The organism is Burkholderia sp. PU8-34 (assembly GCF_053427725.1).
In genome coordinates, this window is the sequence record NZ_JBSAXC010000016.1 from 33,974 (window position 1) to 56,907 (window position 22,934).

Annotated in this window: 24 protein-coding genes; 3 read left to right on the top strand and 21 right to left on the bottom strand. The window is 69.2% G+C overall.

Annotated elements, in window-relative coordinates; genetic code table 11:
• Nucleotides 1-14: 14 nt before the first annotated feature.
• From fliQ to ACV22Z_RS28575, 8 genes are all read right to left on the bottom strand, one after another.
• A complete protein-coding gene (gene fliQ, locus ACV22Z_RS28540) occupies nt 15-287 on the bottom strand; it encodes a flagellar biosynthesis protein FliQ (protein WP_448079602.1) in 273 nt (90 codons plus the stop codon).
• A 16-nt stretch (nt 288-303) separates the two neighbouring features.
• Nucleotides 304-1,065 carry a flagellar type III secretion system pore protein FliP gene (gene fliP, locus ACV22Z_RS28545; protein ID WP_448079603.1) on the bottom strand — a complete coding sequence of 254 codons (762 nt, stop codon included), beginning with the start codon at nt 1,063-1,065 and terminating at the stop codon, nt 304-306.
• A gap of 144 nt (nt 1,066-1,209) precedes the next feature.
• The gene (gene fliO / locus ACV22Z_RS28550; protein ID WP_448079604.1) at nt 1,210-1,830 is read right to left on the bottom strand and encodes a flagellar biosynthetic protein FliO; all 621 of its coding nucleotides are present in this window, start codon (nt 1,828-1,830) and stop codon (nt 1,210-1,212) included.
• Nucleotides 1,827-2,300, bottom strand: a complete 474-nt coding sequence (gene fliN / locus ACV22Z_RS28555) for a flagellar motor switch protein FliN (RefSeq protein WP_448079605.1) — start codon at nt 2,298-2,300, stop codon at nt 1,827-1,829. Before fliN ends, fliO begins: the two co-directional genes overlap by 4 nt.
• Nucleotides 2,293-3,291 carry a flagellar motor switch protein FliM gene (gene fliM / locus ACV22Z_RS28560; protein WP_448079606.1) on the bottom strand — a complete coding sequence of 333 codons (999 nt, stop codon included), beginning with the start codon at nt 3,289-3,291 and terminating at the stop codon, nt 2,293-2,295. Before fliM ends, fliN begins: the two co-directional genes overlap by 8 nt.
• Nucleotides 3,292-3,313: 22 nt before the next feature.
• Nucleotides 3,314-3,850, bottom strand: coding sequence for a flagellar basal body-associated protein FliL (gene fliL, locus ACV22Z_RS28565; RefSeq protein ID WP_448079607.1), 537 nt, complete (start codon nt 3,848-3,850; stop codon nt 3,314-3,316).
• A gap of 320 nt (nt 3,851-4,170) precedes the next feature.
• Entirely contained in the window at nt 4,171-4,893 is a 723-nt protein-coding gene (locus ACV22Z_RS28570) for an LrgB family protein (protein ID WP_448079608.1), read from the bottom strand.
• A 104-nt stretch (nt 4,894-4,997) separates the two neighbouring features.
• Nucleotides 4,998-5,465: a CidA/LrgA family protein gene (locus tag ACV22Z_RS28575; protein ID WP_448079609.1), complete on the bottom strand. Its 468-nt coding sequence runs from the start codon at nt 5,463-5,465 to the stop codon at nt 4,998-5,000.
• A gap of 136 nt (nt 5,466-5,601) precedes the next feature.
• Between ACV22Z_RS28575 and ACV22Z_RS28580 the strand changes: the two genes are divergently transcribed.
• Nucleotides 5,602-6,528 (top strand): LysR substrate-binding domain-containing protein, encoded by a 927-nt coding sequence (locus ACV22Z_RS28580; protein ID WP_448079610.1) that lies wholly within the window; start codon nt 5,602-5,604, stop codon nt 6,526-6,528.
• A gap of 21 nt (nt 6,529-6,549) precedes the next feature.
• Here the strand turns inward: ACV22Z_RS28580 and ACV22Z_RS28585 are convergent, their stop codons facing one another.
• Complete coding sequence (locus ACV22Z_RS28585) at nt 6,550-8,121, bottom strand: DHA2 family efflux MFS transporter permease subunit (protein WP_448079611.1); 1,572 nt, start codon at nt 8,119-8,121, stop codon at nt 6,550-6,552.
• A gap of 201 nt (nt 8,122-8,322) precedes the next feature.
• Complete coding sequence (locus ACV22Z_RS28590; RefSeq protein ID WP_448079612.1) at nt 8,323-8,811, bottom strand: MarR family winged helix-turn-helix transcriptional regulator; 489 nt, start codon at nt 8,809-8,811, stop codon at nt 8,323-8,325.
• A gap of 342 nt (nt 8,812-9,153) precedes the next feature.
• On the opposite strand from ACV22Z_RS28590, the gene ACV22Z_RS28595 reads away from it, so the two are divergent.
• A complete protein-coding gene (locus tag ACV22Z_RS28595; RefSeq protein ID WP_448079613.1) occupies nt 9,154-10,725 on the top strand; it encodes an efflux transporter outer membrane subunit in 1,572 nt (523 codons plus the stop codon).
• 85 nt (nt 10,726-10,810) lie between these two features.
• Here the strand turns inward: ACV22Z_RS28595 and gspN are convergent, their stop codons facing one another.
• The 8 genes from gspN to gspG all read right to left on the bottom strand — a co-directional run bounded on the left by gspN (nt 10,811) and on the right by gspG (nt 17,020).
• Complete coding sequence (gene gspN / locus ACV22Z_RS28600; protein WP_448079614.1) at nt 10,811-11,602, bottom strand: type II secretion system protein N; 792 nt, start codon at nt 11,600-11,602, stop codon at nt 10,811-10,813.
• A 43-nt stretch (nt 11,603-11,645) separates the two neighbouring features.
• On the bottom strand, nt 11,646-12,149 hold the full coding sequence (gene gspM, locus ACV22Z_RS28605) for a type II secretion system protein GspM (RefSeq protein WP_448079615.1): 504 nt from the start codon (nt 12,147-12,149) through the stop codon (nt 11,646-11,648).
• A complete protein-coding gene (gene gspL / locus ACV22Z_RS28610; protein ID WP_448079616.1) occupies nt 12,146-13,537 on the bottom strand; it encodes a type II secretion system protein GspL in 1,392 nt (463 codons plus the stop codon). The genes gspM and gspL overlap by 4 nt, the downstream gene beginning before the upstream one ends.
• Before the next feature lie 24 nt (nt 13,538-13,561).
• On the bottom strand, nt 13,562-14,626 hold the full coding sequence (gene gspK / locus ACV22Z_RS28615) for a type II secretion system minor pseudopilin GspK (protein ID WP_448079617.1): 1,065 nt from the start codon (nt 14,624-14,626) through the stop codon (nt 13,562-13,564).
• Nucleotides 14,627-14,724: 98 nt separating this feature from the next.
• Nucleotides 14,725-15,504, bottom strand: coding sequence for a PulJ/GspJ family protein (locus ACV22Z_RS28620; protein WP_448079618.1), 780 nt, complete (start codon nt 15,502-15,504; stop codon nt 14,725-14,727).
• Nucleotides 15,482-15,883 carry a type II secretion system minor pseudopilin GspI gene (gene gspI / locus ACV22Z_RS28625; protein ID WP_448079700.1) on the bottom strand — a complete coding sequence of 134 codons (402 nt, stop codon included), beginning with the start codon at nt 15,881-15,883 and terminating at the stop codon, nt 15,482-15,484. The genes ACV22Z_RS28620 and gspI overlap by 23 nt, the downstream gene beginning before the upstream one ends.
• Before the next feature lie 2 nt (nt 15,884-15,885).
• A complete protein-coding gene (locus ACV22Z_RS28630) occupies nt 15,886-16,533 on the bottom strand; it encodes a GspH/FimT family pseudopilin (protein ID WP_448079619.1) in 648 nt (215 codons plus the stop codon).
• A gap of 34 nt (nt 16,534-16,567) precedes the next feature.
• Complete coding sequence (gspG, locus tag ACV22Z_RS28635) at nt 16,568-17,020, bottom strand: type II secretion system major pseudopilin GspG (protein ID WP_448079620.1); 453 nt, start codon at nt 17,018-17,020, stop codon at nt 16,568-16,570.
• Nucleotides 17,021-17,197: 177 nt separating this feature from the next.
• Here gspG and ACV22Z_RS28640 point away from each other — a divergent pair, with 177 nt between their 5' ends.
• Complete coding sequence (locus ACV22Z_RS28640; protein ID WP_448079621.1) at nt 17,198-17,608, top strand: hypothetical protein; 411 nt, start codon at nt 17,198-17,200, stop codon at nt 17,606-17,608.
• 32 nt (nt 17,609-17,640) lie between these two features.
• On the opposite strand, the gene gspF is transcribed toward ACV22Z_RS28640, so the two are convergent.
• Genes gspF through gspD form a run of 3 tightly spaced genes read right to left on the bottom strand, consistent with a single transcriptional unit; the run spans nt 17,641 to nt 22,692 of the window.
• Nucleotides 17,641-18,858, bottom strand: a complete 1,218-nt coding sequence (gene gspF, locus ACV22Z_RS28645) for a type II secretion system inner membrane protein GspF (RefSeq protein WP_448079622.1) — start codon at nt 18,856-18,858, stop codon at nt 17,641-17,643.
• 4 nt (nt 18,859-18,862) lie between these two features.
• A complete protein-coding gene (gene gspE / locus ACV22Z_RS28650; protein WP_448079623.1) occupies nt 18,863-20,359 on the bottom strand; it encodes a type II secretion system ATPase GspE in 1,497 nt (498 codons plus the stop codon).
• A complete protein-coding gene (gspD, locus tag ACV22Z_RS28655; RefSeq protein ID WP_448079624.1) occupies nt 20,356-22,692 on the bottom strand; it encodes a type II secretion system secretin GspD in 2,337 nt (778 codons plus the stop codon). The genes gspE and gspD overlap by 4 nt, the downstream gene beginning before the upstream one ends.
• Nucleotides 22,693-22,934: the final 242 nt, after the last annotated feature.

Here is a 22,934-nt window from a genome sequence, read left to right on the forward strand (position 1 = left end):
GAGGCGCGCGCCGCTCAGCCCGCGCCGAGCGTCGCGACGTGCAGCAGCGTCTGCCGCAGGTAGTCGAGCATCGTCGTCAGCATCCACGGCCCCGCGATCACGAGGGTCGCGACGACCGCGAGCAGCTTCGGGATGAACGACAGCGTCGTTTCGTTGATCTGCGTCGCGGCCTGGAACAGGCTCACGACGAGGCCGACCGCGAGCGCGACCAGCAACAGCGGCGCGGCGAGCAGCAGGCCGACCATCATCGCCTGGTGGGCGAGCGACATCACTTGTTCGGGGGTCATCGGCTACTCCGCGGAATCAGGTGAAGCTCTGCGCGAGCGAGCCGATCAAGAGCTGCCAGCCGTCGACCAGCACGAACAGCATCAGCTTGAACGGCAGCGACACGGTGGACGGCGACACCATCATCATCCCCATCGACATCAGCACGCTCGCGACGACCATGTCGATGATCAGGAACGGGATGAAGATCGTGAAGCCGATCTGGAAGCCCGTCTTCAGCTCGCTCGTGACGAACGCGGGCACGAGCAGCGACAGCGGCACGTCTTCCGGGCCCTGCATCGGCGCGGCCTTCGAGATCTTCGCGAACAGCGCGAGATCGGTCTCGCGGGTCTGCTTCAGCATGAAGGTCTTGAACGGCGCGACGCCGCGCTGCACGGCCTGCTCCATCGCCACGCTGCCGTCGGAGAACGGCTTGTAGCCGTCGGAATACGCCTTGTCGAGCACCGGCGACATCACGAAGAAGGTGAGGAACATCGCGAGGCCGACGAGCACCTGGTTCGGCGGCGTCGACGTCGTGCCGAGCGCCTGCCGCAGCAGCGACAGCACGATGATGATGCGCGTGAAGCTCGTCATCATCAGCAGCATCGCCGGCAGGAACGACAGCATCGTGAGCAGCAGCATCGTCTGCACGCTCAGCGAATAGGTCGTGCCGCCGTTCGGGCCGGGGGCCGCGTTGAATGCGGGCAGGCCCGCCGCCTGCGCGCACGCGAGCGCGGGGACGAGGCCGAGGATCAGCGCGGGCGCGATGCGCGCCGCGCGGCGCAGGAAAACGTGTTTCATCGGAATGCGGTGAGTGGAAGAGGGCGCGCCGGCCCACGCGGGTCGACGCCGTCGCGGCTCAGGCACGGTACGAGGCGGCCGGCCGCGATGTGTCCCGCAGCGGGACTTCCGTTGCGGCGAGCGGCCCGACGGCGCGGCGGCATCTCAGCGGTCCTTGCCGCGCCCGAGGCGTTTCGCGGCCTCGCCCGCAAGCGCGTCGCGAAAACGCGTCCCGAAGGAAGTGCCCGGCGCCGAAGGAAGTCCCCCCGGGGGATTGGGGTGCTGGCCGAACGTGCCGGGCAGCCCGCCGCCGGTGGATGGCGTGGGCACGACAGGCCCGTCGGCCGCGGTGGCTGCGGCACTGCCCGCCGGCAGCGCATGCAGCAGCCGCACGTTGCCGGGCGCGACGCCGAGCACGAGCCACGTGTCGCCGATCTCGACGATCGTCGCGCTTTCCTTCGCGCCGACCGCGACGCTCGACACGACCTTCAGCGGGCCGCCGCGCCGTGCCGGCTGGAAGCCGAAACGGCGCGCGAGCCAGGCGCAGCCGAACACGAGGCCGATTACCACCGCAAGCCCGACGAGCGTCTGCAGCACCGCGCCGACGCCGAGCGACGGCGCGGCCGATCCGACGACGACACCCGACGCGATCGCGTCCGCGTGATTCACCGCGTTCATGTCGGCGGCCGCCGCCACGCCGGCGTGAAGCGACGCAGCGGCCAGCGCGGCCGCCGATGCGACGGCGGCCATACGCCCGGGCCGCCGGCCCGGCACCACGAATCTCATCGGTTCAGCTTCCGGATGCGCTCGGACGGCGTGATGATGTCCGTCAGGCGGATGCCGAACTTGTCGTTGACGACCACCACCTCGCCCTGCGCGATCAGGCAGCCGTTGACGAGCACGTCCATCGGCTCGCCCGCGAGGCCGTCGAGCTCGACGACCGAGCCCTGCGCGAGCTGCAGCAGGTTGCGGATCGCGATCTTCGTGCGGCCGAGCTCCACGGTCATCTTGACCGGGATGTCGAGGATCATCTCGATGTCGTTGTGCGTCGAGCTCGCCGCGGCCTTCGACAGCGGCTGGAACACGCCGGCGCCCGTCGCGCCCGCCTGCACCGGCTGCTGGTTCTGCTCGGCGAGCGCCGCGGCCCAGTCGTCCATGCCGGGGTCGGTCCCGGCCTGCGCTGCAGCCGTTTCCGCCAGCGCGGCGTCGGCAAGCGCCTGTGCGTCGAGTTCGGCCGTCTGATTCAGCTCACTCATATCCACCTTCCTTCATCGTGTCGCTCGCGCTAATCATCTTCTGCACGCGCAACGCATATTGACCATTGAAAATCCCGTAACCGCATTCCATCACCGGCACGCCGTCGACCTTCGCGGTGATCGTGTCGCCGATCTCGAGCGGCAGCACGTCGCCCGCGCGCAGGTTGAGCAGCTTCTCGAAGGTCGTCGGGACCTCGGCGAGATCCGCGGTCAGCTCGACCTCGGCCGCCTGCACCTGCTGCGACAGCACGCGCACCCAGCGGCGGTCGACTTCGAGCGCCTCGCCCTGGATCGGCGAGCTCAGCACGTCGCGGATCGGCTCGATCATCGAGTACGGCATGCAGATGTGCAGCGTGCCGCCCGTCGGCCCGAACTCGATCGAGAACTGCGTGACGATCACGATCTCGTTCGGCGTTGCGACGTTCGCGAACTGCGTGTGCATCTCCGAGCGCACGAACTCGAACTGCAGCGGCCGCACGCTCTTCCACGCGGTCGTGTAGTGCTCGAACACGAGGTTCAGCAGCTTGCCGATGATGCGCTGCTCGGTCGCGGTGAAGTCGCGGCCCTCGACGCGCGTGTGGAAGCGCCCGTCGCCGCCGAACAGGTTGTCGACGACGAAGAACACGAGGTTCGGATCGAACACGAACAGCGACGTGCCGCGCAGCGGCTTCACGTGCACGAGGTTCAGGTTCGTCGGGATCGGCAGGTTGCGGGTGAACTCGCTGTACTTCTGCACCTTCACCTGGCTCACGGAGATTTCCGCCGTGCGCCGCATGAAGTTGAAGATGCCGATCCTGAGCAGGCGCGCGAAGCGGTCGTTGATGATCTCGAGGCCGGGCATCCGGCCGCGGACGATCCGCTCCTGCGTCGCGATGTTGTAGGGGCGGACGCCCGACGGGTCGCGCTGCTCGTCGACCGAATCGGTTTCGCCCGTGACGCCCTTGAGGAGGGCATCGACCTCCTCCTGGGACATGAATTCTTCGTGGCCCATGCGCGCTCCTTTCGCGGCCGCGTTACTGGACGACGAACTCGGTAAACAGCACGTCGTCGACCTTCGCGCGCTGGTTGCCCGGCTGGGTCGGCTGCTCGATCAGGCCCTTCAGCTCGTCGGCGAGCGCGCGCTTGCCGTCGGGCGTCGCGAGTTCCTCGGGATGCTTGTTCGACAGCGCGAGCAGGATCCGGCTGCGGATTTCCGGCATCCGCGCGGTCAGCTGCTCCTGTGCCTTCGGATCGGTGAGCTTCAGCGACAGCCCGACGCGCAGGTAGTGCTGGATGCCGTCGTCCGACTGCAGGTTCACGGTGAGCGGCTCGAGCGGGAAGAACACCGGCGCGGCGAGCGGCGCCGGCTCGCTGCTGGCGGCCACGTGGCCGACGCCTTGCTTGCTCAGGAACTCGTACATGCCGCCCGCGGCGGCGGCCGCCGCGCCGAGCGCGATGACGGCAAACAGCGCGATGCGCTTGAGCTTGCCGGACGAGGCCGGTTTGTCGGCGGGCGGATTTGCGGTCGTGGAGGCCATGTGAATGCGTGCGTGATGTCTCGTAGCATGCATTGTTCGGCATCCGGCCCGACGCCGATGGGCGGAAAAGAGGGGGGATTTGCGGCTATCTCAGCCGATTGTCGGGTGGGTGGAGGCGGGATGAAGGGAACGGGGCGCGCGGGGCGGTCCGCGGCGGCGGATTCGGGGTGGTCCCGAGCGGACTGGAGTGGCCCGTGGTCTCGGCCGGCGCCGGTCGGCCGGACGATCCAGCGCCGCGGCGGGCGAATCGCTCCCGGGCGCCGCTTGCCGCTGCGGGCGGAAGGTCTGCATGGCGAGCGCCCCCGCGCGGACGCCCGCCGTGGCGCGCACCGCTCGCGTGCGCCGGTTGCCGCTCAGATCGGCAGCAGCGTCAGCAGCGGCGCGAGCAGCACCATCGCGACGCCCGCGATCATCATCGTAAGGCTCGACACGACGCCTTCCTCGCTGCCGATTTCGCGCGCCTTCGCGGTGCCGACGCCGTGCGCGGCCGCGCCGAACAGCGCGCCGCGCGCGAGCCGCGTGCGCATCGGCACGATTGCGAGCACGATCTCGCCGAGCAGCATCCCGCAGATGCCGGTCGCGATCACGAACAGCGCGGTCAGGTCCTTCGGCGCGTGGATCTTGTCGGACACCGCAAGCGCAAACGGCGTCGACACCGAACGCGTCATCAGCGAACGCTGCAGCTCCGGCGACAGGTGCAGCAGCTTCGCGAGCAGCAGCGACCCGCAGACCCCGGCGGCAATCCCGACCGCGACGCCGACCGACAGCGACAGCCAGTGGCGGCGGATCAGGTCGCGGTAGTCGTAGATCGGCACCGCGAACGCGATCGTCGCCGGGCCGAGCAGCCACATCAGCCAGCGCGTGTCGCGGAAGTAGACCGAATACGGGATGCCCGTCAGCGCGACGAGCGCAACCAGCACGCCGGGCACGAACACGAGCGGCGAGAACAGCAGTGTCTTCTTGTACGCATAGAGCCGCTTCGACGCGAAATACAGCGCGACCGTCAGCACGAAGCAGCCGACGGAGATCGCGGCATTCGTCTGATCGGCGGACAGGTTCGACAGCGGGGCAAACATGACGGGCTCCAGGCAGGCGGTTCCGGAAACGGGCGGGTTAGGGCCTGTTCACGCTAATTGCGGCCAGCCCCACGAATGATTCTTTTCAAAACAGGGGAACGTGCCTAACCGCGCACGCGGCGGCGTTCGGCGGCCACGCGCTGCACGGCGACGCGGCGCTCGAGCTTCGCGGCGAGATCGACGGCGACGGCCACCGCGACCATCACGAATGCGGTGCCCGCGACGACGACGAGCGCGAGCCGCCAGCCGTCCTCGCGGAACAGCCCGCCATACTGGACGGCGGCCACCGCGGCCGGCACGAAGAACAGCAGCATGTCGGACAGCAGCCAGTTCGCGCCGTCCTTCACCCACGCGGGCGCGACGCCGCCGGAGAACAGCAGCACGAGCAGCACCGCGAGGCCGATCACGCCGGACGGAATCGGCAGCCCGACCGCGCGCACGGCCCAGTCGACGGCCATCCACAGCGCGCCGAGCGCGGCGGCCTGCAGCGCGATCCGACCGGTGTGCGCGACACCGGCGGGGACAGCAGGGACGGCGGGCCGGGCGGCGGCAACGGCGATCGACTTGTTCATGGCGGGCTCCAATACAGATATTTCTTCAATGACGCAAGTATAGAATTCCCTTATCCATAAATAAAATGACTTGTCTCTATCCTTGCCATTCCATATCGGAATTCACTGACCGTTGCACCAATTTGGGGAGGCGCCGATGGAATTGCGCGCGCTGCGGTATTTCGTCGAGGTGGTCCGCCAGCAGAGCTTCACCGCGGCGGCCGACCGGCTGTTCGTGACCCAGCCGACCATCAGCAAGATGGTGAAGGCGCTCGAGGACGAGATCGGCTCGCCGCTGTTGCTGCGCGACGGCCGGCAGATGGTGCTGACCGACGCCGGGCGGATCGTGTTCCAGCGCGGGCAGGAGGTGCTCGCCGCGCAGGCGCAGCTGCAGTCGGAGCTGAACGACCTCGGCACGCTCGGCCGCGGCGAGCTGACGATCGGCATCCCGCCGCTCGGCGGTTCGCTGTTCACGCCGATCATCGCCGCGTACAAGCAGCGCTATCCGAACATCGAGCTGAAGCTGTTCGAGCAGGGCGCGCGGATGATCGAGGCGGCGCTGATGTCGGGCGAGCTGGAGCTCGGCGGGTTGCTGGAGCCGGTCGATCCCGCCGTGTTCGACCGGCTGCCGATGGTGCGCGCGCCGCTATGGCTCGTCGCGCCGCGCGAGTCGCGCTGGGAGGACCATGCGGCCGTGCCGCTCGCGGACCTCGCGCGCGAGTCGTTCGTGTTCTACGCGGAGAGCCTCGCGCTGCACGACGCGGTGCTCGACGCATGCCGGCAAGTCGGCTTCACGCCGTCGATCGTGAGCCGCAGCGGCCACTGGGATTTCATGGCCGCGCTCGTGCATGCGGGCGTCGGCATCGCGCTCTTGCCCGAGCCGTACTGCCGGCGCCTCGACGCGGGGCAGTTCACGTGCCGGCCGATCGTCGAGCCGGAAATCACGTGGGCGATCGCGCTCGGGTGGCTGAAGAAGGGCTACCTGTCGCACGCGGCGCGCGCGTGGCTCGAGGTCGCACGCGCGACGCTGCCGATCGCGCCCGGCGACGATCTCGCGTTCGGCGGGTTGCGGGCGCGCGAGTGACGCGCCACCCCCGCCGCGCGCTCAGTGCCCCATCGCCGGCCCCGCGCCCTTCCTCGGCTTGGTGATCCACACGAGCGCCGCGAGCGCGACGAACATGGCCGCCGACAGGTAGAAGAAGTCGTTGGTCGCCATCATGAAGCCTTGCTGCGTGACGATCTGGTTGAGCTGCGCGTTCGACATCTGGCCCGCGACGCCGAGCTGCGCGAGCGCGCTCTGGTAGTCGACCGTGCTCTGCGCATAAACGCTCACCGATTCCGACAGCCGCGCGTGGTGGTAGATCGCGTCGTTCTCCCAGAACGTCGAGCTGGCCGCGGTGCCGATCGCGCCGGACAGCGTGCGCAGGAAATTCGACAGCCCGGACGCGCTCGCGAGCCGCTCGTCGGGAATGCTCGACAGCGTGATCGTCGTCATCGGCACGAAGAAGCACGCGACGCCGATCCCCTGCACGAGCCGCGGCAGGATCACGTGGCTGAACGGCACGTCGAGCGTGAACGTCGAGTTCCAGATCGACACGCCCGCGAACACGCAGAACGCGAAGCTCGCGACCATCCGCAGGTCGAGCCGGTGCATGTTGCGGCCGATCAGCGGCGACAGCACGAGCGCGAGCAGCCCGACCGGCGCGGTCGCGAGGCCGGCCTTGCCGGCCGTGTAGCCCATCACCGTCTGCAGCCACAGCGGGAAGATCACGACCGAGCCGAAGAACGCCATGAAGCCGAACGAGATGATCATCGCGCCGAGCGCGAAGTTGCGGTCCCTGAACAGCGTGAGGTCGACTACCGGCTCCTTCTCGGTCGCCTCCCACACGAGCATGAACGCGATCGACACGACCGCGATGATCGCGAGCGCGACGATGAAGCTCGAGTTGAACCAGTCGCGGTCCTTGCCGAGGTCGAGCATCATCTGCAGGCACGACACGCCGATCACGAGCAGCGCGAGGCCGATCGCGTCGATCCGCTGCTTCGTCGTCTTCGTCTCGCGGCCGCGCAGCAGGACGAACGCGCAGGCCGCCGAAAACACGCCGATCGGCAGGTTGATGTAGAAGATCCACGGCCACGTGTAGTTGTCGCTGATCCAGCCGCCCAGCAACGGGCCGAAGATAGGCGCTACGATCACCGTCATCGCCCATAGCCCGAGCGCGAGCCCGCGCTTCGCGGGCGGATAACTGCGCATCAGGATCGTCTGCGACAGCGGCACCATCGGCCCCGACACGAGGCCCTGCAGCAGCCGGAACGCGATCAGCGTCTCGAAATTCTCCGCGAGGCCGCACAGCGCGGACGCGATCGTGAACGCGAGCACCGACAGCGTGAACAGCCGCACCTCGCCGACCCGCCGCGCGAGCCAGCCGGTGAGCGGCACCGCGATCGCGGACGCGACCGAGTACGACGAAATCACCCAGGTGCCTTCGCTCGTCGCAACGCCGAGGCTGCCCGAAATGGTCGGCACCGCGACGTTCGCGATCGACGTGTCGAGCACTTCCATGAAGGTGCCGAGCGCGAGCCCGACGGTGAGCAGCGCGAGGGCGCCGCCGGTCAGCGGCGCCGGTTCGGCGGCGGGGGAGGCGGGCGAGCCCGCGGAAGCCGTGGTGGCAGACATCGGAATCTCCTAGGTGCGACGGCGCACACAACGCGCGCGCACGGCGTGCCGGATCGCGATGCAGCACGATCCGGCCAGGGGCAGCGGGAAACACGGGGTGGTGAGCGTATGACGCGTCATCTTCTGCCCAGACAGATAAATAAGTGAACGCTTAATCGAAACATGCGCTGAACATGGGTGCCTCGCGCGGGGTCAGCGGGATCAGCAGTCCGGCGCGCCGGACGATTCGCACGCAAGCGTGCCGGGGCCGTTCGCGATGAAGCGCTGCAGCAGGCTGGTGAGCATCGCGAGCTCGTCGGCCGAGAAGCCTTCGAGCTGCGTGTTCAGCGCGGTCGCGATCACCGACGGCAGCGCGCGGGCGGCTTCGGCGCCGCGCTCGGTCAGCGACAGCTCGATCACGCGGCGGTCCTGCTCGCTGCGTGCCCGCGCGATGAAGCCCTTGCGCTCGAGACGGTCGAGCAGCCTCGTCATCGAGCCGCTGTCGTACGACATCTTGCGCGACAGCTCGAACGGCGTGCGCGCGTAGCCGCGCGACAGCAGCAGGATCACGCCGATCTGCTGCGCGGTCAGGTCGAGCGGCTCGAGCGCACGGTCCATCCGCTCGACGAGCGCCTGGCGTGCCTTCGTCAGGTAGTAGCCGAGACTCGTTTCCAGCTCGATGTTGTCGGGATCGTAAAGGCCGCCGTTCATTCGATTGTGCGCACAGCAACAGTGCTTTGACGGAAAAACGCGCCCAGTATCTTGAAAATTGATTGCATAGTCAATATTATTTCAGGCAATCAGTTACGACGCGCGACTTGCACTGCCAGTGCGCTGCCACTGACCCAGCCGATCCCCCGCACCTGTCTGCCGCAAGCGATCCGTAATGCCCGGTAACCCGGCGCCCCGCGCCGGTAACACATTCCCGCCACCGCGCGCCGTACCCTAATGGGTGCGCAGCTTTCCCGCCGTCAGTTACCATTTGTCCGCCTGCGGCATCCCGGCCGCATCGCGCGCCCGTCCGCCGCAGCGCGCCCAGACAGGAATCACGCCATGCCGTACGCCCCATCCCCGCGCGCCCGTCGGCCGCTCGCCGCCGCCGTCGCCTTCGCGACGGCCGTGCTGCTTGCCGGTTGCGCCGTCGGGCCCGACTATCATCGCCCGGACACGCCGATGCCCGCCGCGTTCAAGGAAGCGCCCGCCGGCTGGAAGGTCGCGCAGCCGGCCGATCATGCGGACCGCGGCGCGTGGTGGACCGTCTACAACGATCCGCAATTGAATGCGCTGATCGACAAGCTCAACGCGTCGAACCAGACCATCGCGCAATCGGCGGCCGCCTACCGGCAGGCGCGCGCGCTCGTCACCGAGGCGCGCGCCGCGTATTTCCCGACCGTCGGGCTGACCGCGTCCGCATCGCGCGCCCGCACGCCGCGCGCGTCGCTGTCGTCCGGCTCGTCGTCGAGCTTCAGCAGCGGCAGTTCCGGATCCATCAACAACAGCTACAGCGTCGGCCTCGACGCATCGTGGGAGCCCGACCTGTGGGGCAAGGTGAGCCGCAACGTCAGCGCGCAGCGCGCGGGGCAGGCGGCGGCCGCCGCCGATCTCGCGAACGCGCGGCTGTCGCAGCAGGCGACACTTGCGCAGACCTACTTCCAGCTCCGCGAGTCCGACGCACTGCAAAAGCTGCTGGACGAGACCGTCGCATCGTACGTGCGCTCGCTGCAACTCACGCAGAACCAGTATGCGCAGGGCGTCGCCGCGCGCGCGGACGTGATCCAGGCGCAGACGCAGCTGCAAAGCGCGCAGGCCGCCGCGATCGAAAACGGTGTCGCGCGCGCGCAGTTCGAGCACGCGATCGCGACGCTGATCGGCGAACCGGCGTCGACGTTCTCGCTGCCGGCCATGCCGCTCACCGCCGAGCCGCCCATCACGCCGGTCGACGTGCCGTCGACGCTGCTCGAGCGGCGGCCCGACATCGCAGCGGCCGAACGCCGCGCGGCGGCGGCCAACGAGCAGATCGGCGTCGCGATCTCGGCGTTCTTCCCGACGCTCACGCTGTCCGCGACGGGCGGCGTCGAAAGCTCGGTGTGGTCGCAGCTGTTCACGCTGCCGGCGCGCTTCTGGACGGTCGGCCCGCAGCTCGCGGCGACGCTGTTCGACGCCGGCCTGCGCGCCGCGCAGACGGATGCCGCGCGCGCGACCTACGACCAGGACGTCGCCGCGTACCGGCTCGCCGTGCTGACCGCATTCCAGGACGTCGAGGACAACCTCGCATCGCAGCGCATCCTCGCACAGGAAATCGACGTGCAGCGGCAGGCGGTCGACAGCGCCGAGCACGCGCTCGCGATCGTCACGAACCAGTACAAGGCCGGCACGGTCGGCTACCTGAACGTGCTGACCGCGCAGACGACCGCGTTCACCGCGCAGCAGAAGCTCGCGACGATCTCGGGGCAGCGGATGGTGTCGTCGGTCGGGCTCGTGAAGGCGCTCGGCGGCGGCTGGAACGTATCGCAGATGGCGCGCGAGACGGGCAGCGTGGCCGCGCCCGCGCCGGCGAGCGGAGCCTCGGCCGTGCCGGCCGGCGGCGCACCCGGCACGGCGGCCGCGCCGCTCGCGCAGAAGTGACCAGAAGCCCGTGCGGCATGCGCGGCGTGTGCGGAAGTGACCGATACACGCGCAGAAGTGCGACCTGACGCACGCGCAGCGCGCGTCAGCGCGCCGCGTCGCCGCCGAAGATCAGCGACACCTCACCGTTGCCGATCGGGTGGCCGAGCAGGTTCAGCAGCCCCGCGAGGTTCGCCTGCTGCTCGGGCGCCGCATGCGCGGTGCCGCGGAACGATCCGCCGGCCGCACCGAACGCGCCGTGGCCGTCGAGGAAGAGCGGCCCCTTCGTCGTCGCAAGGTCGAGATCCGCGCCCGCGCCCTTCGCCTGCAGCACCGCGCGGTACGAGCCGAGCGGCTTCACGCGCGACACGCGCGAACTCATTTCATCGATCGTCACCGTCAGCTGGCCGAACGTGTTGCTGCCGATGAGCCGCCAGTCGGTCCAGCCGAGCCGCACGTCGCCCTGCAGGTCGAGCGTGTTGAACGGCGTGCCGAGCCCCGCGAGCAGCGACGCGGGCACCGCCATCGCGCCCGCGGACAGCACCGCGCCGCGCCACGTCGCATCGAGCGTGACCGGCTCGGGCATCGCCTCCGTCTGCCGCATCCGCATCTGCACGCGCCCGGTCAGCAGCGGCCAGAAGCGCGTCGTCCATTCGACCCGGCCCGGCAGCAGCGTCGCCGCGCTGCGATCGGCGCCCGGCGCGAGCATCAGCGTGCCCGAGCCGTGCCACACCGAGCCGTCCGGATCGACGAGATTCACGTGCCCGCCCGTCGCGCGCGCGAACTGCGGCGCGATCCACGCGGCCGGCGCGAGCGCGACCAGCGTGATCGCGCATGCGAACCCGCCCGCCGCGAGCCACGGCAATGCGGCGACCAACCGCTTCGGCCACGGCCTCATCGACCGGCCACCGCTTGCATCGTCTGCTGCATCGTCCGCTGCGTCATTTCTGCGTCGCCGGTTGCATCACGGCCGTCAGGTCGACCTGGCCGTCTTCCTTCAGCGCGGTCACGTGCGCCTCGCCGACCTGCACCTTGAACTGCTTGCGCGCGTCGTCGAGCCATTGGGTCCACGCCGGGAATGCCACGTTCTTCATCTGGATCTGCACGCCGCTGCCGATCACCTGGGTTTGCGGCGCCGGCAGCCCGTGGTCGGACAGCGACGCCGTCAGCGCATCCTTCAGCGCCGCGCCGGTCGGCGCAACGCCTTGCGCGGCGGCCGTGAGCGACCGCGCCTCGTTCGCCTGCGAGGTCATCTTCGCGAGCTCGGCGCGCATCGCCGGCAGCGCGCGCGTGATCCGCGCGCGGCCTTCCTGCGCGGGCGACCACAACACCGAATACGCGATCGCGACGGCCAGCACGGCGCCGCCCCAGCCGAGCATCGACCTTTCCCGCGGCGTGCGCTCGCCCCAGAATTGCGCGAGGGTCTGGTTCAGTTCTGCCTTCATGAGCGGCTCCGGATCGTCCATTTGCCCGTGCTGCTGTCGACTTCGCCGGCGAGCCCGTTGCGCGCGAGGCGCTGCGTGAAGTCCGGATCGACCGTCACGCCTTGCTTGAAGCCGACGTCGAGCCGCCGGTCGTGATAATCGAGCGACGCAATGCCGTTCAGCGGCAGCGCGCCCATCGAGCGCGACAGGCCGCTGGCGAGCGCGAGGAAGTCGTTCGGCGACAGCTCGCCCGCCGCGAGCCGCAGCTGGTCGAGCTGGCGCTGCATCTGCGCGGCCGGATCGAGCACCGTCGTGGTCTTCGGGAACGCGGTCAGCAGCGTTTCGGTGATCTGCGCGGATAGCGCATCGCGCTCGCGCGAGAGCTTCCACCAGTGCAGGTTGATCCCGACCAACGCGACCGCGAGCGTTGCCGCCGCAAGCGCGATCGGCACGCGCAGGCGCTTCAGCGTCGCACGGTCGAAGCGCCACGGCTGCGATTCGAATTCGAACTGGCACAGATCGAAGCGCTCGGCGAGCGCGCGGCGCGCGAACGCGTCGAACGGCAGCGGCGCCGCGCCCGGCAGCAGCGTGGCCGTGCCCGCAGCGCCCGTTGCATCGGCATCCGACCGCCTGACCGACGCGAGCCGAGGCTCCGCGCCCGGCTCGCCGAGTTCGTACAGCTCCACCGGGGCGCCGCCTGAGAGCGCGGCGAGCGTGCCGGACGCGCGCTGCGCGGGAGCGGCAAAGCCTTCGCCGAGCGGGCCGCGCGCCACCGCGAGTTCGAGACGCGGCGCGGTGGCCGCGCCCGGTTGCGCGCCCGCCTCGACGAGCACGGGCTCGACCGACGTCGCGACGCCAAGCACCGCGGCCACCGCGGTCGGGCGCGCCGGCGGCACCGGATCGGCCGCATCGGCCGCGCCGCTTTCACCGCCGGCCGCCGGCGCGGGATCGGCCGTGGCCGACGCGAGCGGTGACGGCAGGCAGCGCATCGCGGGCACCGCACGCAAATGGCGATGGCCGGCCGCGGTGAACGCGTCGCAGATCGTGCGGAACCACGCGCGATCGACGACCGCGAGCACGCGGCGCCCGTCGGGCAGCGCGGCCGGGTCGACCGCGATGTGGCAGCCCTGCGGATCCTGGATCAGCTGATCCTCGACGATGTTGGGCAGCGCCTGGCGCAGCTTCGGCCCCTTGAGCGGCGGCATGGTCGTGGCCAGCAGCAGCACGTCGCGCGCGGCGACGATCAGCACCGTCGCGGCCGCGCGCGGCAGCAGCGTGAGCGCGGCACGGCCGGCGCGCTGCGTCTGGCCGGCCTTGTCGACGAGCATGAACGGCAGCTCGGGCCATTGCCATTCCTGCAACGGCACGGCGGGCTCGCGCGGCGGCAGTAAAACAATCAGCGTGCTCAAGGGCTCCTCTCCCGAATGGCGTCGTTATAGCTGGTCGCGAATGCGCACGACCCGCGTCGAGTGCGTGGTCGGATCACGATACACGAGCGAGGTGCGATCGACCTCGGCGCGATCGTGCTGGATCCGGCCATGCACGATGAAATAGTTCGAATTGACGTCGATCTGGCTCGTGTCGGGCGTCACGTTCGGCGCGCCGGCGCCGCGCAGCGCGAGCGTCACGTCGCCGACGTTGCGGAAAAACACGGTCTCGCGGCGCGACACGAGCGCCTGCGCCGACGCGACGCTCATGCCCGGCACGAGCGCGGCGATCACCTCGGCGGGCGCGGTGTTCATGTTCACGGGCGTCGTCGTCGGCAGCACGGTGACGAACGGGCGCAGCCGCTCGACCATTTCCGGCGTCACGCCGTCGACGTCGAGCAGGCTGTCGACGCTCGTCATGATCAGCGGCGCGGGCCCGCGCTCGCTGTCGGCCATGCCCGGCTCGTCGGTGAACGTGGCGCCCTGCGTGCCCGTGCCCGCTTCCGGCACGACGGGCGCGCCCCCGGCGCCGGGCAGCGTCGGTATCTGGAAGCGCGACGCCGAGTGCATGAGGCCCGCACGCACCTGCATCGCGATCCGCTTCGCGAACGCGCCGTCGTACCCGAGCGTCGTCAGCAGGCGCTGGAACGCCTGGAGCTGCGCGGCGTTCAGCTGCAGCACGCCGGGTGCGGGCGTCGACACGAGGTTGCGCAGGTTGAATTTCGCCTGCGCGTCCTCGATCGAGCCGGAGATGTAGGTGTCGTCGCCGCCGCTGCCGTCGGTGATGCCGATCTTGCCCATGAAGTCCGACAGCTTCGTCTTCGCGATCGGCACGCCCCAGATGCCGCCGAGATACGTGATGCCGGGCGCCGTGTCGCCTTCGGAACGCAGCACCATCCGCGTCCAGTCGAGCGCGCCGCGCGCGACCCACTGCGCCTGCGCGAGCACGCGCTGGTTCTCGATGCGGCGCACCTGCACCTGCTGGCGCCACAGCATCCCCGACACAAGGATCGCCGACAGCGCGACGACGAGCAGCGCGGTGATGATCGCCGCGCCGCGCTGGCGGCGCATTGCGCGCCGGGCGCGCGCCGCGCTGGGAACGCCTGCGCGGCCCGTATCCGCCGCACGCGGGAAAGTGGGGGGTGAAGAACGGTGGGGCGCACGCATCGTCATTCCCCGACCAGGAAAATGCGCGTGACCGGCACGCGCAGCGACGTCGCGCCGATGCTGACCTGCAGGCCCGTCACCGCGCGCGGCGGCGGCGCGTTGCCGAGCTGCGGCACCTTCTGCGCGTCGTTGTTCTGCGCGAGCGCGTCGTCGGCCGCCTGCAGGTTGGTGGTCCACCCGACGCGCGGCACATAGAGCTTCGCGTCGATCGCGCCGACCCCGCCCATCAGCGCCACCGCGCTCCAGCCGTCGACGCTGACGTTCTTCAGCGCGTCGCGCAGCTGGTTCGCGTCGTCGAACGGCGGCGACGCGTAACGCACGACACGGCCGCCCGCGATCCGGTAGCGGATCACCTGCAGCCGCGGCGCGGCGCCCGGCACGTCCAGGTCGCGGACGATCTGCAGCGTGCTGCCGGCGACGCCGATCGCGGGCTGGCCCGCTTCGTCGTCGGTCGCCGCGCGGCGCGCGTCGATGCGCATCTGGTCGAACATCTGCGCAAAGATGCGCTCGTCCTCCATCGCGGACGCCACCTTGTCGCGGCCGCGCATGATCTGGTCGAGCCCGCGCCACGACAGCACGGCGACGACCGCGAGAATCGCGATCGCGATCATCAGCTCGATCAGCGTGAAGCCGCGCCCAGAAGGAAGTCCCCTTGGGGAGCGGGCAGAACGAAGTGCCGCCGGGCGGCGCGCACGGTGGGGCGCAGCCTGCGGGCGGTTCCCGGAGCACGTGGCGTCGGCGCAGGCGCGACGGACTGCGTCAGAGCGAGCGGCTGGTTTCATTCGCGACCACCGTGACCATCTGCGCGAGCACGCCGGAGCGTCCCGGCGAACTCACCGATACTTCGACGCGCCGGAACACCGGATTCGGTGTCGCGCTGACGCGCTGCGTGCAGACGAGCTGCACGTTGCCTTGCGAACAGTCGAAGCTTTGCTCGCCGATCTGCGGCCACGCATGCGCGAGACGCAGCTGCGCGAGCGCGTTGTCGGCGCTCCAGCCGGCCAGCATCCGGCGATGCAGGTCCGATGCGCCGGTCGCCATCGTGCCGACCGCGCGGATCGACGCGCCGAGCGCGATCGCGATGATCGCGAGCGCGACCAGCACCTCGATCATCGTGAACGCGCGCGCAGCGCGGGAAGGGGAGAGCGGCCGGCGACGCATCGTCACTGCACCTCGTAGCGGCCGTTGCCGGTGCCGACGATCGTCGCGATGCCGGCTGTCGAATGCAGCGTCACGCGCACCGGCGTGTCGATGCTCTCGATACCGAACACCACGCGCGATGCCTGCATGTCGGACCCCGGATGGCCGGCGCCCGGATAATCGATGTCGGCACCCGTGACGCCGCCGTCCCAGTCGCGCGGACGCAGCAGGTCGTCATGCAGCGTGCGCCAGCCGTCGGCAGTGCTCTCGTCGAAGCGGAAACCGTGCGCGGTCGGCTGCCACGCGATCGGCCGCGCGCGCACCTGCGCCTCGTCGCCGGCGGTCTCGAACAGCAGCGCGAGCCGCTGCGCTTCTTCGCGCAGGTCGGTGCGCGGATTGCGCGTCAGCGACAGCGACGCGAGGGATACAAGGAGCCCCGCGATCACGAGCACGACGAGCATTTCGAGCAGCGTGAAGCCGTCGGCACGGGGCGCCCGGAGGGGCGCAATGTAGCCTTGTGTCCCGGAGGAAGTGCTCTTGGGGTGCGCCCGAAGGGGCGCAATATCGTTTTGCGCCCCGGAAGAAGTGCCCCCGGGGTACGCCCGGCGGGCGCTCCCCCGGCACGCACCGGCGCGGCGCCCGAAGCGGAAGGTCGTGCGGCTGGCTTGCATGAACGGGCGTCGCGCGTGAGGGATCAGCGGCCGCTTACTGCCACGAGCCGATGTCGGAATCGCCGCCTTCGCCGCCTTCCTTGCCGTCCGCGCCGTAGCTGAACACGTCGATCTCGCCGTGCACGCCCGGGTTCAGGTACTTGTACGCGTTACCCCACGGATCGTTCGGCAGGCGTTCGAGGTAGCCGCCGTCCTTCCAGTTGTTCGGGATCGGATCGGTGGACGGCTTCTGGATCAGCGCGTTCAGGCCCTGGTCCTGCGACGGGTAGCGGCCGTTGTCGAGACGGTACAGCTTGAGCGCCTGCATGATCGTGCCGATGTCCTGCTTCGCGGCGATGCGGCGCGCTTCGTCCGGGCGGCTCATGATCTTCGGCACGATCAGCGCCGCGAGGATCCCGAGGATCGCGACCACCACCATGATCTCGATCAGCGTGAAACCGCGCTGACGGCGAACGGCCCCGTTGCGGCGAGTGATCCACGTTTGCATGACTGACTACCTCTTTCCAAAAAAAATCGTCGATTGAATGACGCATCCGGTATCGCAGGACAACGACCTTACGGCACACTTCCAGCAGACCCGCACGCGGAGCACGCATTGTAAGACGCGCATCGCCAAGGGCTTTCACTCAACGCAAATTTCACATACATCCGTACAATAGCCCGCATGAACGCGCTCTCGATCCGGATCCTTTCCCTCGCACTCTTCGCGGCGTTGTGCGCGACGGCCACCTACTGGGTCGTCACGCTGTCGGCCCGCGAAGCGCCGCTTCCCGCCGCCGCCGCGCGGCCGCCGATCCGCACCGAGGAGGCCGCAGCACTCTTCGGTGGCCAGCTCGAGCGCAATCCCGTGCAGGACATCCACCTGTTCGGCATCCTCTCGCTCGAGCGCGGCGCCGCCGCGATCGTCGGCGTCGGCGGCGAACCGCCGCGCGCGGTGTCGCTCGGCGCCGAGGTCGCGCCCGGCGCGAAGCTCGCCGAAGTCCGCGACCGCTCGATCGTCGTCGACCGCAACGGCGCCCGCGCCGAAATCCAGCTGCCGGCCAACACGCCGTCCCCCGCCATCTACGTGCGCTGAACGTGCAGTTCCGGTGACGGCCGGCACGGCCGTCACTGCACCATGTTGTTCAGCTCGATGATCGGCAGCATCACCGCCAGCACGATCACGAGCACGATCCCCCCCATCGCGAGAATCAACAGCGGCTCGAGCAGGCTCGTCAGGAACATCGTGCGTCGCTCGAGCTCGCGCGCCTCGCCGTCCGCCGCTCGGTCGAGCATCGTCGTCACGTCGCCCGTCGCCTCGCCCGAGCGGATCAGGTGCACGAGCACCGGCGGAAACGTCTTCACGTTGTTGAGCGCGCGCGACAGCGCCGAGCCTTCGCGCACGCGCACGATCGCATCCTCGATGTTCGCGCGCATCGCGCGGTTCGACAGCGTCTCGCCGGCCGCCTGCAGCGCGCGCAGGATCGGCACGCCGGCCGCGCTCAGGATGCCGAGCGTGCTCGCGAAGCGCACCGTGTTGTAGCCGCGCACGAGCTTGCCCGCGAGCGGCGCGGTGAGCAGCCACCGGTCGAACGCGAGGCGCGGGCCGTCGCGCGACAGCGTCGCCTTCACGAACCAGACCACCAGCGCCACCGCGATCAGCATCGCCCACCACCAGTGCCGCACGAATTCGGACAGCGCCATCATCACGACCGTCAGGATCGGCAGCTGCTGCTTCGTGCTCGCGAACACGTTGACGACCTGCGGCACCACGTAGCTCAGCAGGAACGTGACGATGCCGAACGCGATCAGCGTGACGATGGCCGGGTAGGTGAACGCGAGCAGGATCTTCTGCTTCAGCGCGTTGCGCTGCTCGATGTAGTCTGCGAGCCGCGACAGCACGATGCCGAGCTTGCCCGTGTGCTCGCCGGCCGACACCAGCGCGCGGTAGATCTCCGGAAAATCGCGCGGATGCTGCGCGAGCGCATTCGCGAGCGAATGGCCGCCGAGCACCTCGGCGCGGATTGCGGCCATCAGTTCGCGGATATAGTCGCGCTCGGCCTGCTCGGTCAGAACAGAAAGGGCCTCGTCGAGCGGCAGCCCGGCGATCAGCAGGCTCGCAAGCTGCCGCGTGAGGATCGCCTGTTCGCGCTGCGACAGCTTGCGGCCGAGCGCGAGGCGCTGGCTGCGCGCGCCGCGGGTCGCGCTGGCCGCCGGCTCGACGACGAGCGGCGTCAGCCCCTGCGTGCGCAGCTGGCCGCGCGCGCCGCGCGCGCTGTCGGCTTCGACGACGCCCTTTTGCGCATGACCCGCCGCATCGATCGCTTCGAAACGGAATGCCGGCATCGCGCTATGCGCCTCCTGTCACGCGCAGCACTTCCTCGAGCGACGTCGCGCCGGCCGCGAGCCAGCGTTCGGCGTCGTCGCGCAGCGTGCGCATCCCTTGTGCGCGGCCCGTCGACAGGATCTCCGCGTCGGCCGCATTGCGGTGGATCAGCGAACGAATGGCGTCGTCGATGACCAGCAGTTCGTAGACGCCGCGCCGGCCCGTATAGCCCGAATTCCCGCATTTGTCGCAGCCGACCGGATGCCAGACCGTGCGGCCTTCTTCATGCCGCTCTTCCTTGCAGACGGGGCAGAGCTGCCGCACGAGGCGCTGCGCGAGCACGCCGAGCAGCGACGATGCGAGCAGGTACGGCTCGACGCCCATGTCGGTCAGGCGCGTGACGGCCGATGCCGCATCGTTGGTGTGCAACGTCGCGAGCACGAGGTGGCCCGTCAGCGACGCCTGCACCGCGATCTGCGCGGTTTCGAGGTCGCGGATCTCGCCGATCATGATCACGTCCGGATCCTGGCGCAGGATCGAGCGCAACGCGCGCGCGAAGGTCATCCCGATCCGTTCGTTGACCTGCGTCTGGCCGATGCCGGACAGGTCGTACTCGATCGGATCCTCGACGGTCATGATGTTGGTCGTCGCGGTTTCCAGCCGCGACATCGACGCATACAGCGTCGTCGTCTTGCCCGAGCCGGTCGGGCCCGTCACGAGCACGATGCCGTGCGGGCGCGAGATCAGCTTGTCGAACTGGCCGAGCGTGTCGCGGCCCATGCCGAGCGCCTCGAGGTTCAGCCGCTGCGCGTCCTTCTCGAGCAGACGCAGCACCGCGCGCTCGCCGTGCCCGGTCGGCAGCGTCGACACCCGCACGTCGACCGGCCGGCCGCCGACCCGCAGCGTGATGCGGCCGTCTTGCGGCAAACGTTTCTCCGCGATGTCGAGCTGCGCCATGATCTTGATCCGCGAGATCAGCGCGCCATGCAGCGCCTTCTTCGGCCGCACGACGTCGCGCAGCGTGCCGTCGACGCGAAAGCGCACGACCGACGCGTTCTCGAACGGCTCGATGTGGATGTCCGACGCCTGTTCGCGCGCCGCTTGCGTGAGCAGCGCGTTGATCATCCGGATGATCGGCGCGTCGTCTTCCGATTCGAGCAGATCCTCGACTTCGGGAATGTCCTGCATCAAGCGGGACAGGTCGACTTCGCCTTCGACCTCACCGACCACCTGCGCGGCGCTGCCGTCCTGGCGTGCGTACGCCTGGTTGATCGCGTGCGCGAGTTCGTCGGCCGGCAAGCGATGCACGGAAATCGCGCCGAAGTTGCGCGCGATTTCCGCGAGCGCCGCGTCGCTCGTGCGTTCGCTGATCCACACTTCGAGCGTGTCGTCGTGCTGATGCGCGATCAGGACCTGTCCGTTTTTCGCGAAGCCGTACGGCAACAGGCGCGCGGCGAGCGGCGACGGCGCCTGCCGTTCGCCCGGCGCGCCTTCGTGGGTGGACGCGAGCGCCTCGGTCACTGCGATGCTCCCGGCGTGGCCGTCAGCGGCTGCTGCGGCACCGTCTGCGGCGGGACGCCCTGCGGCTGCGCGGCCGGCTGTTGTTGCGGCGCCGGCTGCTGCTGCGCGGGCGCCTGCGGGGCTTGCTGCTCGCGGCGCATCTTGCTGAGGTCGAACAGGTTCATCGCCGGCGAGCCGCCCTGGCTCGGGCCAAGCGGCATCGGCGGCACGACCGGGTCGTCCTTGTCGCGGATCACGTTGTTGTCCGAGCGGTACGCGCCCGTCACGCCCTGGATGTAGTCGTAGCGGTTCGCCGAGATCGCCTGCGCGGTGTCGCGGTCGTTGATGATCACGGGGCGCAGGAACACCATCAGGTTCGTCTTCTGCCGCTGCTTGCTCTCGGAGCGGAACAGCTGGCCGATCCACGGGATGTCGCCGAGCAGCGGCACCTTGCTGTTCGACACCTGGTAGTTGTCCTGCATCAGGCCGCCGAGCACGATGATCTCGCCGTTGTCCGCAAGCACCGTCGACTGGATCGAGCGCTTGTTGAACGTCGGGCCCGCCGGGTTCGTCGTCGTGTTCTGGGTGCCGCTGACGACCGACGAGTCTTCCGTATACAACTGCAGCTTCAGGATCCCGCCGTCGGTGATCTGCGGCTTCACGTGCAGCGTGAGGCCGACGTCGCGGCGATCGTACGTGTTGAACGCATTGCTCGTCGTGCCGCTCGTCAGGTTCGAATACGAACCCGTCGCGATCGGCACGTTCTGGCCGACGACGATCTTCGCTTCCTCGTTGTCGAGCGTGATCAGGTTCGGCGTCGACAGCACGTTTGCATCGCTGACGCCCGCGAAGTACTGCAGCAGCGCGCCGAGCCCCTGCACGCCGAACATGTTGTGCAGCCAGCCGACGTTGAGGCCCTGGTTGAGGTTGGTCGCGAGGTTGGCCAGCCCCGTGGCGCCGCCCGTCGCGATCGCCGCGCTGATCCCGAGGATGCTGTTGCCGGACACGTTGCCGGCCGTGGCCGCGAGGTTCGTGCCGCCCAGGAAGTTGCCGCTGCCGACCTGCCACTGGATCCCGAGGTTGCCGGCCGTCGTCGAGTTCAGCTCGACGATCAGCGCCTCGATGTAGACCTGCGCGCGCCGCGCGTCGAGCTGGTCGATCACCGCGCGCAGGTTGCGATACACGGGATCGGGCGCGGTGATGATCAGCGAGTTGGTGGCCGAGTCGGCCTGGATCATGCCGCCCGGCTGGTTGTCGTCGCTGCTCTTTTCCTTGTCGCCGCCGAGCAGGCCGCCGGTGCCGAGCCCGCCGCCCGACGACGAGCCGCCGCCGTAGCCCGACGAAGACGAGCCGCTCATCGACGACGGCAGCGGCGGGGTGCCCGAGGTGCCGGTCGAGAAGTTGCCGCTCGACGACGTGCCGCCCTGGTTGAACGCGTTCGCGTCGTTCGACGTCGCGGACGCGCCGCTTTCGGTGCCGCCCTTGCCCATCATGCCGCGCAGCGTCTTCGCGAGCTTCACCGCATCGGCATTCCGCAGCGGCACCACGTGCATGTTGCCGGGCACCGAGCTCGGCGCGTCGAGTTGCTGCGCGAGGCGCTTCGCGGCCGCGAGGCGCGACGTGTTCGACGCGCGCAGCATCAGCGAGTTGGTGCGCGGGTCGGCCGTCACCGACACCTTCAGCGTCGCGTCGCTGTTGCCGATCGCGCCGGGGTCGAGCAGCTTGCCGAGCTGCGCGGCGACGTCGATCGCATTCGCATTCCTGAGCGGCACGACCTGCACCTGCGCGCCGGCCGCGTTGTCGACGCCGGCGATGATCTGCGCGATGCGGCGCACGTTGTCCGCATAGTCGGTGACGACGATCGTGTTGTTTGCCGGATAGGCGGTGACCGTATTGTTCGGCGAGATCAGCGGCCGCAGCACCGGCAGCAGGTTGTTCGCCGATTCGTTCTTCAGTTCGAACACCTGCGTGACGACCTGGTCGCCGCGCGCCTGCGGCGTGTTGCCGACGTAGGTCGGCACGCCCTGCAGCTTCGCGTCGGCCTCGGGCACGACCTTCAGCACGCCGTGATCCTGCACGAGCGCGAAGCCCTGCATCCGCAGCGCGGACTGCAGCGTCTTCAGTGCCTGGTCTTCCGGCACCGGGCGCTCGGCGACGAGATTGAGCTGCCCCTTCACGCGGGGGTCGACGATGATGGTCTTGCCGGTCGCAGCGCCAATCGCCTTCGCGACCTGATCGATATCGGCGTTGACGAAATTGAGCGTGACCTGGGCGTAGGCGGCCTGCGAAACAATGATGCCGGCGACGACCAGCGTCGTGGCAATGCGCCGCATAACGAAGCGATTTCTTGTCATGGATGAATGGGTCGATGCCGGTTCAGGCCGCATCCGGCGGTATTACTGGATCCAAATCCGAAAAAAGCGACATTAGCAGCTTTTCATGTCCGAAATATCACATTGATCCGAGGACTGTCTCACATGCGACAGTATTCCGGCCGTTCGTATGCAAGCTGTAAGATTCGGAACCGGCACGCGCTCGCGCGCACGTCGTCATCATTTTCAGGATGAATAGAAACGAAAATGCGGTATAACCCGGC

What these genes read in the sequence shown, in the direction of transcription:
- fliQ (WP_448079602.1), bottom strand. Translation starts at nt 287, where the DNA reads ATGACCCCCGAACAAGTGATGTCGCTCGCCCACCAGGCGATGATGGTC.
- fliP (WP_448079603.1), bottom strand. Translation starts at nt 1,065, where the DNA reads ATGAAACACGTTTTCCTGCGCCGCGCGGCGCGCATCGCGCCCGCGCTG.
- fliO (WP_448079604.1), bottom strand. Translation starts at nt 1,830, where the DNA reads ATGAGATTCGTGGTGCCGGGCCGGCGGCCCGGGCGTATGGCCGCCGTC.
- fliN (WP_448079605.1), bottom strand. Translation starts at nt 2,300, where the DNA reads ATGAGTGAGCTGAATCAGACGGCCGAACTCGACGCACAGGCGCTTGCC.
- fliM (WP_448079606.1), bottom strand. Translation starts at nt 3,291, where the DNA reads ATGGGCCACGAAGAATTCATGTCCCAGGAGGAGGTCGATGCCCTCCTC.
- fliL (WP_448079607.1), bottom strand. Translation starts at nt 3,850, where the DNA reads ATGCATGCTACGAGACATCACGCACGCATTCACATGGCCTCCACGACC.
- ACV22Z_RS28570 (WP_448079608.1), bottom strand. Translation starts at nt 4,893, where the DNA reads ATGTTTGCCCCGCTGTCGAACCTGTCCGCCGATCAGACGAATGCCGCG.
- ACV22Z_RS28575 (WP_448079609.1), bottom strand. Translation starts at nt 5,465, where the DNA reads ATGAACAAGTCGATCGCCGTTGCCGCCGCCCGGCCCGCCGTCCCTGCT.
- ACV22Z_RS28580 (WP_448079610.1), top strand. Translation starts at nt 5,602, where the DNA reads ATGGAATTGCGCGCGCTGCGGTATTTCGTCGAGGTGGTCCGCCAGCAG.
- ACV22Z_RS28585 (WP_448079611.1), bottom strand. Translation starts at nt 8,121, where the DNA reads ATGTCTGCCACCACGGCTTCCGCGGGCTCGCCCGCCTCCCCCGCCGCC.
- ACV22Z_RS28590 (WP_448079612.1), bottom strand. Translation starts at nt 8,811, where the DNA reads ATGAACGGCGGCCTTTACGATCCCGACAACATCGAGCTGGAAACGAGT.
- ACV22Z_RS28595 (WP_448079613.1), top strand. Translation starts at nt 9,154, where the DNA reads ATGCCGTACGCCCCATCCCCGCGCGCCCGTCGGCCGCTCGCCGCCGCC.
- gspN (WP_448079614.1), bottom strand. Translation starts at nt 11,602, where the DNA reads ATGAGGCCGTGGCCGAAGCGGTTGGTCGCCGCATTGCCGTGGCTCGCG.
- gspM (WP_448079615.1), bottom strand. Translation starts at nt 12,149, where the DNA reads ATGAAGGCAGAACTGAACCAGACCCTCGCGCAATTCTGGGGCGAGCGC.
- gspK (WP_448079617.1), bottom strand. Translation starts at nt 14,626, where the DNA reads ATGCGCCGCCAGCGCGGCGCGGCGATCATCACCGCGCTGCTCGTCGTC.
- ACV22Z_RS28620 (WP_448079618.1), bottom strand. Translation starts at nt 15,504, where the DNA reads ATGAAACCAGCCGCTCGCTCTGACGCAGTCCGTCGCGCCTGCGCCGAC.
- gspI (WP_448079700.1), bottom strand. Translation starts at nt 15,883, where the DNA reads ATGCGTCGCCGGCCGCTCTCCCCTTCCCGCGCTGCGCGCGCGTTCACG.
- ACV22Z_RS28630 (WP_448079619.1), bottom strand. Translation starts at nt 16,533, where the DNA reads ATGCAAGCCAGCCGCACGACCTTCCGCTTCGGGCGCCGCGCCGGTGCG.
- gspG (WP_448079620.1), bottom strand. Translation starts at nt 17,020, where the DNA reads ATGCAAACGTGGATCACTCGCCGCAACGGGGCCGTTCGCCGTCAGCGC.
- ACV22Z_RS28640 (WP_448079621.1), top strand. Translation starts at nt 17,198, where the DNA reads ATGAACGCGCTCTCGATCCGGATCCTTTCCCTCGCACTCTTCGCGGCG.
- gspF (WP_448079622.1), bottom strand. Translation starts at nt 18,858, where the DNA reads ATGCCGGCATTCCGTTTCGAAGCGATCGATGCGGCGGGTCATGCGCAA.
- gspD (WP_448079624.1), bottom strand. Translation starts at nt 22,692, where the DNA reads ATGACAAGAAATCGCTTCGTTATGCGGCGCATTGCCACGACGCTGGTC.